Origin of the sequence: Paracoccus sp. (in: a-proteobacteria), assembly GCF_046462195.1 — a bacterium.
Classification (GTDB): Bacteria; Pseudomonadota; Alphaproteobacteria; order Rhodobacterales; family Rhodobacteraceae; genus Paracoccus.
The window spans coordinates 1-9956 of record NZ_JBKGUN010000282.1 but is presented as its reverse complement, the minus strand read 5'-3'; the positions used below and the strand labels follow the sequence as shown (position 1 = coordinate 9956).

General features: G+C 64.0%; 11 protein-coding genes. 5 read left to right on the top strand and 6 right to left on the bottom strand.

Features of this window, described 5'->3' with window-relative positions; all coding sequences use genetic code 11:
- Positions 1-475, top strand: a 475-nt coding sequence (locus tag ACLHHB_RS17085) for a BRCT domain-containing protein (protein WP_410219484.1), incomplete at its 5' end; no start/stop codon positions are given.
- A complete protein-coding gene (gene recG / locus ACLHHB_RS17080; protein ID WP_410219483.1) occupies positions 472-2568 on the top strand; it encodes an ATP-dependent DNA helicase RecG in 2097 nt (698 codons plus the stop codon). The genes ACLHHB_RS17085 and recG, both read left to right, overlap by 4 nt.
- 291 nt (positions 2569-2859) lie before the next feature.
- On the opposite strand, the gene ACLHHB_RS17075 is transcribed toward recG, so the two are convergent.
- Positions 2860-3297, bottom strand: a complete 438-nt coding sequence (locus ACLHHB_RS17075) for an iron-sulfur cluster assembly scaffold protein (RefSeq protein ID WP_410219482.1) — start codon at positions 3295-3297, stop codon at positions 2860-2862.
- Positions 3298-3370: 73 nt separating this feature from the next.
- Between ACLHHB_RS17075 and hisI the strand changes: the two genes are divergently transcribed.
- Complete coding sequence (hisI, locus tag ACLHHB_RS17070) at positions 3371-3727, top strand: phosphoribosyl-AMP cyclohydrolase (protein WP_410219481.1); 357 nt, start codon at positions 3371-3373, stop codon at positions 3725-3727.
- Here hisI and gluQRS read toward each other — a convergent pair.
- From gluQRS to ACLHHB_RS17045, 5 genes are all read right to left on the bottom strand, one after another.
- Positions 3712-4560, bottom strand: coding sequence for a tRNA glutamyl-Q(34) synthetase GluQRS (gene gluQRS / locus ACLHHB_RS17065; protein WP_410219480.1), 849 nt, complete (start codon positions 4558-4560; stop codon positions 3712-3714). The two genes, hisI and gluQRS, sit on opposite strands and share 16 nt — an antisense overlap.
- Complete coding sequence (trmFO, locus tag ACLHHB_RS17060; protein ID WP_410219479.1) at positions 4542-5879, bottom strand: methylenetetrahydrofolate--tRNA-(uracil(54)-C(5))-methyltransferase (FADH(2)-oxidizing) TrmFO; 1338 nt, start codon at positions 5877-5879, stop codon at positions 4542-4544. The genes gluQRS and trmFO overlap by 19 nt, the downstream gene beginning before the upstream one ends.
- 102 nt (positions 5880-5981) lie before the next feature.
- Entirely contained in the window at positions 5982-6611 is a 630-nt protein-coding gene (locus tag ACLHHB_RS17055; RefSeq protein WP_410219478.1) for a 50S ribosomal protein L25/general stress protein Ctc, read from the bottom strand.
- Positions 6612-6934: 323 nt separating this feature from the next.
- Positions 6935-8104, bottom strand: coding sequence for an L-lactate dehydrogenase (locus tag ACLHHB_RS17050; RefSeq protein ID WP_410219477.1), 1170 nt, complete (start codon positions 8102-8104; stop codon positions 6935-6937).
- A gap of 57 nt (positions 8105-8161) precedes the next feature.
- On the bottom strand, positions 8162-8416 hold the full coding sequence (locus tag ACLHHB_RS17045; RefSeq protein WP_410219476.1) for a hypothetical protein: 255 nt from the start codon (positions 8414-8416) through the stop codon (positions 8162-8164).
- 86 nt (positions 8417-8502) lie between these two features.
- Here ACLHHB_RS17045 and ACLHHB_RS17040 point away from each other — a divergent pair, with 86 nt between their 5' ends.
- Positions 8503-9090, top strand: a complete 588-nt coding sequence (locus ACLHHB_RS17040) for a TetR/AcrR family transcriptional regulator (RefSeq protein WP_410219475.1) — start codon at positions 8503-8505, stop codon at positions 9088-9090.
- 66 nt (positions 9091-9156) lie between these two features.
- On the top strand, positions 9157-9956 hold an 800-nt coding region (locus tag ACLHHB_RS17035; RefSeq protein ID WP_410219474.1), incomplete at its 3' end, for a DNA primase.

The window sequence follows — 9956 nt, the reverse complement described above, 5'->3', positions numbered from 1 at the left end:
GGTTGCCGCCATCGACGCCGCCGCCACCGAGCCTGCCTTTGCCGCGCCCGACGAAAAATCGCGGCGGGCGCTTCTTGCAGCCAGCCCCAACTGGTCTGAACTGACAGGTATTGATGGCGTCGGTGCGGTGCTGGTGAACGCATTGGTCACCACCTTCGCTCAGGCCGCTGAGCGTCAGGGTATCGACCGGCTGGTGGCGCAACTGACGATCCTGCCTGCCGAAGGCACAACCACCAGACAAACCGAGATTTCAGGCAAGACGCTGGTATTCACGGGCACCCTTGAACGCATGACGCGGGCCGAGGCCAAAGCCCGGGCAGAGGCCATGGGGGCCAAGGTCGCGGGATCGGTCAGTGCCAAGACGGATCTGTTGATTGCGGGGCCAGGGGCCGGGTCAAAGGCCGCCAAGGCCGCGGATCTTGGCGTCACGGTCATCGACGAGGATGAGTGGCTGCGCATTGCGGGTGCTGGATGAGCCAGACCAAGGGGCGCCCGCCCGCGCTGTTCCCCCTGTTCGCCGGCATCGACACGCTGCCCGGAATCGGTCCCAAGGGCCGGGCAGCGCTGGAGCAGATGGGAATCGACAAGCCTCGCGACCTGCTGCTGACGCTGCCCGCCAGTGGCATCACGCGTCGCCGCATCCAGCGTGTCGCAGATGCCCGCGCACCCGAGATCGTGACGCTGGCGGTGACCGTCACCCGCCACAACGCGCCGCAGGTGCGCGGCCGGCCGTGGCGCGTCCATTGCTCGGACGGAGAAGGGGACCTGACGCTGGTGTTCTTCCGTCCTCGCGAGGCGTGGATTGAAGGGCAACTGCCGGTAGGCGCGCGCCGCATCATCAGCGGCAAGATCGAACTGTTCGAAGGGGTGGCCCAGATGGTCCATCCCGATCACGTCCTGCGAGAGGATGAGGCGCTGCCGCCGGCCTTTGAGCCTGTTTATCCGCTCTCGGCGGGGTTGACCCAGAAGGGCATGGCAAAGGCCGTCGAGGCTGCCATGTCGCGTCTTCCCGAAGCCATGGAATGGATCGACCCGCAGCTGATCGCGACGCGGGGCTGGCCAAGCTTTGCGCAAGCGCTGTGTCAGGCCCATGCTCCTGTTTCGGCCGCGCAACTGTCACCCGATAATCCGGCGCGGGCGCGGCTGGCCTATGACGAGTTCCTGGCCCATCAGATGACGCTTGCACTGGTCCGGCGCGATAGACGCCGCCAGAAAGGGCGCGCCAGTTCTGGCGACGGACGTCTGCGCCGGCAGGTTCTGGACAGCCTCCCCTGGCCGCCCACCGGCGCGCAGGCCCGGGCTGTCGAGGAAATCGCGGCTGACATGGCCAGTGACCGACGAATGAATCGCCTGCTGCAGGGCGATGTCGGTGCCGGCAAGACGCTGGTCGCGATGCTGGCCGCCCTTGTCGCGGTCGAGGCGGGGGGGCAGGCGGTTCTGATGGCTCCAACCGAAATCCTGGCCCGCCAGCATGCCCGCGCGCTGGAACCTTTGGCACGTGCGGCAGGCGTCCGGCTGGCAGCCCTGACAGGCAGGGACAAGCGCGACCTGCGGGGTCAGATATTGTCCGACCTGGCCGAAGGCCGCATCGACATCCTGGTGGGCACGCATGCCGTTTTTCAGAAGGACGTGCATTTCCATGATCTGCGGCTGGCGATCATTGACGAACAGCACCGCTTCGGCGTGGCGCAACGACTGGAGCTTTCGGCAAAAGGCGTGGTGCCGCCCGACATGCTGATCATGACGGCCACGCCCATCCCACGTTCGCTGGCGCTGTCGCAATACGGTGATCTGGACCTGTCGGTGCTGGATGAAAAGCCGCCGGGCCGCCAGCCCATCACCACGGTCATGATCGCGGACCAGCGGCTGGATCAGGTGGTCGAGCGTCTTCGGGCGGCGCTGGCCCAAGGCGCGCGGGCGTACTGGGTGTGCCCACTGGTCGACGAAAGCGAGGTGACCGACCTGACCGCGGCGGAAGCCCGGTTCGTCTATCTGCGGGCGCAGTTTGGTGAACAGGTGCGGATGGTTCACGGCCAGATGCCGCCCGACCAGCGCGATGCAGCCATGGCGGACTTTGCCAGCGGACAGGCCCAGCTGCTGGTGGCGACCACGGTGATCGAGGTCGGCGTGGATGTCCCCGAGGCAACGATCATGGTGATCGAACGTGCCGAAAGCTTTGGTTTGGCGCAGTTGCACCAGCTGAGGGGGCGCGTGGGCCGGGGCAAGGGCGCCTCGACCTGCCTGTTGATGTATCATCCCCCCTTGAACGAAACCGGCGCCCGCCGCCTGACAACCCTGCGCGACACCGAGGATGGGTTTCGGATCGCCGAGGTCGACTTGGAGATGCGGGGCGCAGGGGACGTAATTGGGACGGCGCAATCCGGGCTTCCCCGCTTCCGGATCGCGGATCTGGAACACCAGCCGGGCCTGATGGCCATCGCCCGGCAGGACGCGCGCAACCTGCTGGAACATGACCCGACCTTGGACAGTCCCCGCGGCCTCGCCCTGCGTTTGCTGATGTGGCTGATGCAGCAAGACCAAGCGATTCGACTGATACAGGTGGGGTGAGAACAGGAATGTTCTTAAAAAGTTCTTTACCGAATCGCCAGAACATGAGAACAAAGCAGCAACATAGGAGTTGCCGCCATGAACTTGGATTTTGTCAGCGACCTGATTGGTGTCACCGCCGTAACCGTGACAACCGTTGTCCTTCTTTGGCTGCCGGCCATCCTGCAGGCCTGACTGTCGATCTGCCCCGCGTTGCGAAGCCGGTGCCCGCCTGTGCACCGCCTCTGTCCAAGCACGCGCACCTGGACCGGCCCTTCAAGGGCCGGTCTTTTTTGTTTCTCTGACATTGCTTCAGGCTTGGGCCTGATCCATCGCCTCCAGCGTCGCATCCCAAGCCAGCAGGATCGAGGCATGGCGGTTGGGATAGGCTCGCGCGGGAATCAGCGCCTCCAGATCGGAAAATGGATCGGCAGGGGCATCGGCATCGGCCTTGAGCATGGCCTCCAGCTGGTCGCGCGCAGACCTGATCCGGGGCTGATCCATCCCGATCACTGCCTGACCCAGAACCGAGGCCGAAGCCTGCCCCAAGGCGCAAGCCCGCACCTCTTGGGCGAAATCGGCAACGCGCCCGTCCTTCATCGTCAGATGCACCGTCACCGATGATCCACACTGCGGCGACCGCCGCATCGCAGTCGCCTGCGCTGCCTCCAGTTTTCCCTGATGCGGGATGGCGGTCGTCAACGCCAGGATGCGCCGCGAATAAAGCTGCATGAGGTCACTGTCGGCCATTCGTTCTCCTGACGGGCTTTCGCACGGCGTTTCTGCTGTCTAGATAGGAACGCCCCCCTTGAAAGGAAAGCCGATGTTCGACCCCTCCCGCCTCAAATACGACAACAACGGCCTGATCCCGGCTATCGCGCAGGATCACGTGTCGAAAGAGGTGCTGATGATGGCTTGGATGAACGCGGACGCGGTGACCCGGACGTTGGAAACGGGGCGGGTCACCTATTGGTCACGTTCGCGTCAGTCATTCTGGGTCAAGGGCGAAAGCTCGGGACATGTGCAGGTGCTGGTCGATATGCGTGTCGATTGCGACCGCGACTGCCTGCTGATCTTGGTCGACCAGACCGGCCCCGCCTGCCACACCAACCGCCGCAGCTGCTTTTACACCGCCCTCCGCGACGGTGCCGAGGTCGAGATCCTTCAGCCGATGGGCTGAAGCCCTACCATCCGGCGGATGTCGTCGGGCGAGGCTCCTTCGGCGCGATAATGGCGGATGGCCCGCGCATCGTCGCGCTTGGCCAGCCGCCTGCCTGCAGTGTCGCGGATCAGCCTGTGATGCAGATACTGTGGGGCCGGAAGACCCAGCAGGCGTTGCAGCAGCACATGGATGAACGTCGAGTCAAACAGGTCCTTGCCACGCGTGACCAAGGTGATCCCCTGCGCGGCATCATCGACGACGACGGCCAGATGATAGGAAGTCCCCATGCCGCGCCGCGACAGGATCACGTCACCGATCCCGTCCAGGAACTGACCGCGCGTGAGCGCGTGATCCTGGTTTGGCAGGATGGCACGGTCGTGAAAGGCCACGTGGTCCAGCCCCAGTGCCTCAAAGGCCCGGCCTGTGTCCAGTCGGATCACGTCATCCGGGCCCGCATCGCGCATGTCGCGCCCGCGGCATGTTCCGGGATAGATAACACCATCCGGTCCTGCGGGCAGGGCGCCTTCCTGCGGTGCGGACAGTGCAGCCCGGATGTCGCCCCGACGGCAGCGGCAGGGATAGGTGAAGGGCGCCAGCCGCGCCAGCGCTTCGCGATAGGCCGTCATTCGGTTTGATTGCCGCATGACGGGCAGCGGCCAAGCTAGACCCAGCCATGCCAGATCCTCGAAGATGGCGGCCTCGTATTTGGCCTTGCAGCGTTCGCGGTCGATATCCTCAATGCGCAGCAGGATTTTTCCCTGCGCGGCCGCTGTCAGCGCCGAGAACGCGTGCCCCAGATGCAGCAGCCCCGTGGGCGACGGGGCAAAGCGGGTTACTGCGCGGCCAACCATGTGTTGAAATCATCCTTGGCACGCTGCGTATAGGCTGGATAGCGGTCCTTGCGGCCCCGTCGCCCGCTGCGGGCTTCATCCAAGGGCGGGAACAGGCCGAAGTTGACATTCATCGGCTGAAAGGTCTTGGCCTCGGCGCCGCCGGTGATGTGGTTGACCAGCGCCCCCATGGCCGTGGTGAAGGGCGGTGGCCCCAGATCCTCGCCACGGGCCTGTGCCGCTGCCATCCGGCCTGCCAGCAGTCCCATCGCGGCGCTTTCCACATAGCCTTCCACACCGGTCACCTGACCCGCAAAGCGCAGGTTCGGGCGGGGACGCAGCCGCATCCGGTTGTCCAGAAGCGTGGGAGAGTTCAGGAAGCTGTTGCGATGAATGCCGCCAAGGCGCGCAAAGGTCGCTTCCTGCAGGCCCGGGATCATCCGGAACACCTGCGTCTGGGCCCCGTATTTCATCTTGGTTTGGAAACCGACGATATTATAAAGGGTTCCCAAAGCGTTATCACGGCGAAGTTGAACCACCGCATAAGCTTTTTCCTGCGGCTTGTGGGCGTTGGTCAGACCCACCGGCTTCATCGGGCCATGTCGCAGGGTTTCTCGGCCGCGCTCGGCCATGACTTCGATCGGCAGGCAACCGTCGAAATAGCCGGCCGTCTCTCCTTCGTGGAACTCGGTCTTTTCGGCATCCAGAAGCGCGTCGATGAAAGCCTCGTATTCAGGCTTGGTCATGGGGCAGTTGATATAGGCCTTCTGCTCGGTTTCGGTCTCGCCCTTGTCATAACGGCTCTGTTCCCAGGCAATCGACATGTCGATCGTATCGGCATGAACGATGGGGGCAATGGCGTCGAAAAAAGCCAATGCCTCCGTTCCGGTCACGCCGCGGATGGCATGGGCCAAGGCTTCGGATGTCAGAGGGCCGGTTGCCACGATCCAGTTGCCGTCGCTCGGCAGTTCGGTGATCTCTCCAGCCCGGATCTCGATCAGCGGATCGGCCTGCAGGGTTTCGGTCACGGCGGCCGAAAAGGCCTCCCGGTCGACGGCCAGCGCACCCCCTGCGGGCAGGCGATGCCGGTCGGCCATCTGCATGATCAGTCCGCCCGCCGTCCGCATCTCCCAGTGCAACTGTCCCACGGCGTTCATCACGTCATCGTCCGAGCGAAAGCTGTTCGAACACACCATCTCGGCACAGTCGCCGGTCTTGTGGGCAAAGGTTTCCACTTGGGGACGCATTTCGTGCAGAATGACGGGCACACTCGCGCGTGCGATCTGCCAGGCGGCTTCCGATCCGGCAAGGCCGGCACCGATGATGTGGACGGGTTCCATGCAAATCTCCTTGGCGGCCGCAGCTATCAACCCGCAGGCGGAATGAAAAGGGGCGGCACCAGCGGCACCGCCCCGATGGTCATGCGACCGATGCGCACGGCATCAGGCTTCGGCGGATGCCTCGGCCTCTTCGCCTTCCGCGTCGTCACCTTCCGAGCGCAAGGCAGAGGGCGCAGCCAGGTTGGCGATGACAAAGTCGCGATCGATTGTCGGCTTTGCGCCGGCAGGCAGTTCCACATCGCTGATGTGGATGGTCGCGCCGATTTCACGGCCGGTCAGGTCCACGGTCAGGTGGTCGGGAATGTCACCCGCAGTCACCACCAGCTCGACCTCGGGACGGACGGTGACAAGCGTGCCGCCCTTCTTGAGACCCGGGCAGGCTTCGTGGTTCACGAACTCGACCGGGATGAACAGGTTCACCTTCGAGGTGCGGCGCAGGCGCATGAAGTCGATGTGGATCGGCAGATCCTTGACGACATCGCGCTGAACGCCGCGGCAGATGACGCGAACGTCGTCCTGGCCTTCAACCTTCAGGTTCCACAGCGTGGACATGAAGCGGCCCGCACGCAGTTGGGTCAGCAGCTTGTTGAATTCGAACGCGACGGCGACGGGTTCCTTGTTGTCACCATACACGATGCCGGGCACCTTGCCTTCGCGGCGAGCTTGGCGGGCGGCCCCCTTGCCTGTCCCCGCGCGTGCCTCGGCCATCAGATCCGGAATCTCTTTGGCCATGTCTTGTATCCTTAACAGTTGTTGATGGCGCCACCCTCCAAGGGTGCGTGGCGACCAAGGGCTGCCCTTAGCGCAGACGCGCCCAGATGTGAAGCCGGAAAAAGGGGGCCGGATGATCCGGTCCGACCTTGGGGCAGATGCAGATCACGAGCGTCCATTGCCTGCCGTCAGGTGCCCCGGACGCAAGATGACCGTTGTGCGTGACCTGTACGATCTGTCACCGGATGCCGCCAAGCCGGCAACCGTTCAATCCTGCCCTGTTCAGGCGCCTGCCGCTTCTCAGGCCGCTCAAAGGGCGGCAAGCCTTGCCCCGACTCGTTCCTTCAGGCGATCTGGTATTCGTCCAGAAACCCATTCGGGATTAGCAGGTTCTGCGGCCCGATCTGGGACAGTTCCCGCTCGCCGCAAAGTGCCATGCTGATGTCCAGTTCCTTGCGGATGATCTCCAGCGCGCGGGTCACGCCCGCTTCGCCCATGGCTCCGAGGCCGTGTACCCAGGCCCGGCCGATCCAGGTCGCGTCCGCGCCCAAGGCCAGTGCCTTCAACACGTCCTGACCGGAACGGATGCCGCTGTCCATGTGGATCTCGACCTGATCGCCCACTGCCTTGACGATATGCGGCAGCATCCGGATCGATGACAGCGCCCCATCCAGCTGACGGCCGCCGTGATTGCTGACCACGATGGCGTCGGCGCCGAAACCGGCCGCAATGCGCGCATCCTCCGGATCCAGAATGCCCTTCAGGATCAGCTTGCCACCCCACATGTCACGGATGCGGGCAATCTTGTCCCAGTCAAGACGCTCGTCGAACTGTTCGGCCGTCCAGCTCATGAGCGAACTGGTGTCGCCAACGCCCTTGGCATGACCGACGATGTTGCCAAAGAAGCGGCGCTTGGTGCGCAGCATCCCCATGCCCCAGCGCCACCGCGTCGCCAGATCGATCATCGTGGGCAGCGTCATCTTGGGCGGAGCAGAGAGGCCGTTCTTGAGGTCCTTGTGTCGCTGGCCCAGGATCTGCAGGTCCAGCGTCAGGACCAGTGCGCTGCAATCGGCCGCCTTCGCACGCTCGATGATGGCAGCCAGAAATTCCTGATCCTTCATGACATAAAGCTGGAACATGAACGGCTTGGACGTGTTTTCCGCGACGTCCTCGATGGAACAGATCGACATCGTCGACAGGCAGAAGGGAACGCCGAATTTTTCAGCCGCACGGGCTGCATGAATCTCGCCGTCGGCATGCTGCATCCCGGTCAGACCCACCGGTGCCAGCGCGACCGGCATAGTGACCGCCAGACCGATCATCTGTCCTGCAACACTTCGGTTCGACATGTCCACGGCCACCTTCTGGCGCAGCTTCAGGCGGGCAAAGTCGGTCGTGTTCTCGCGAAAGGTCTGCTCGGTATAGCTGCCCGACTCGGCATAGTCATAGAACATCCTGGGTGTTCGCGCGCGGTGCAGGGTCTTCAGGTCGTCGATCGAGGTGATTACCGGCATGGCAGGCCTTTCGCTGACTGGTCAGAAATTCTTACCAGCAAGCGATGCGCCGTGCAATCATCCTCCGGCGCGGCGGCGAAGGTCCGGTTCCACCACGGGTCCGCGCAAGGCTTCGGCCCGCGCCCGCAAGGCAGCGGCGCGGCCTTCTTCGGCGGCGACCACGGGTGCGTCAGTGTTCGTTGCAGTGACGGCATGGGTGGGAACCGCAGGTTCGGCCAGAACCTGTGCGGTGGGCAGCAGGGCAGGATAATCCGGTGCCGCGCCGCAGGCTGCCAGCAAAAGGATCACGGTAAGGGCAGGGGCATGTGTCATGGTGCAAAGGTTACGCCGGGGGAGCGGACAGGGCAACGGCCCGCCTTCGCACTTTTCACCCCGATCATGGCACGGTAGAAGCGCCCATGGCCCGCACCCAAGGTTCCCGCGCAGAGATCACCGGCCCGCTGCTTCGCGACGAGGCGCGCCGGTTGTTCGCACGCGAAGGCTATGCCGCCGTTTCCATGCGCCGGATCGCGGCGGCGGTGGGGGTGCAGGCGGGCGCGCTTTATGCCTATACGCCCGACAAGCAGGCGCTGCTGCATGATCTGCTCGAAAGCCACATGCAGGATCTGCTGGCGGCGTGGTCCGACCTGCCGGGCGCCGACCCGCTGGTCCGGCTGGAGCGATTTGTGCGCTTCCACATCGGTTTCAGCCTGGATCACTCTGATGCGGTCTTTCTGTCCTACATGGAACTGCGCAACCTGACGCCCCCCAATTTTGCGCGCATCGCCGAAATGCGCAGCCGATATGAAGGTGTGCTGGAAACCATTCTACGCGACGGCGTTGCGGCAGGCGCCATGCGGATCGAGGATCCCAAGCTGACCACGCTGGCCCTGATCGCCATGCTGACTGGCGTGACGAACTGGTACCGCGAGGGCGGGCGCCTCGACCGCGCGCGTATTGCAGATATCTACTGGGGCCTTGCGAAGGGCGCCGTCGGCGCGGCATAGCCGCTTCTTTGTCCTGCCTTCAAACCCGCGCTTGCCGCTCCATGCGCCATCCCGGATAATCACGCCATGTCCCTGCCTCCCGGTTTTCTTGACGAGATTCGCAACCGCGTTCCGATCAGCCGCGTGATCGGGAAAAAAGTCACATGGGATCTGCGCAAGTCGAACCAGGCACGGGGCGACTGGTGGGCGCCATGCCCCTTTCATCAGGAAAAATCCGCCAGTTTTCATTGTGATGACCAGAAGGGGTTTTATTACTGCTTTGGCTGTCACGCCAAGGGCGACGCGCTGACCTTTCTGCGCGAACATGACGGAATGGAATTCATCGATGCCGTCAAGCTGTTGGCCGGCGAGGCCGGGCTGACGATGCCCGAACCGGATTCGCGTGCCCGCGAACGCACGGACCGGCGCACGAAACTGCTGGAGGTGACCGAGGCGGCCTGCCGCTGGTTCCGGCTGCAGATGCAGACAGGTTTGGCTGCCGATGCGCGGGACTATCTGCTGCGTCGTGGCCTTGACCGCGACGCCGAGGAACGGTTCGAGATCGGCTTTGCTCCTGACAATCGCCATGCGCTGACGCAGGCCCTGCGCGACAAAGGATTCGACGAGGATTCGATCGTCGAGGCCGGGATGTCTGCCCGTCCCGAAGGCGGGGGGGCCGCTTACGACCGTTTCCGGGGCCGGATCATTTTTCCCATTCGTGACGGGCAGGGCCGCTGCATCGGTTTTGGCGGACGTGCCATGGATCCCAATGCCCGGGCCAAGTATCTCAACAGTCCGGAAACGCCCCTCTTTGACAAGGGGCGCAATCTCTACAACCTGGGGCCCGCACGCGGCGCGGTATCCAAAGGGCAGCGCCTGATCGTGGC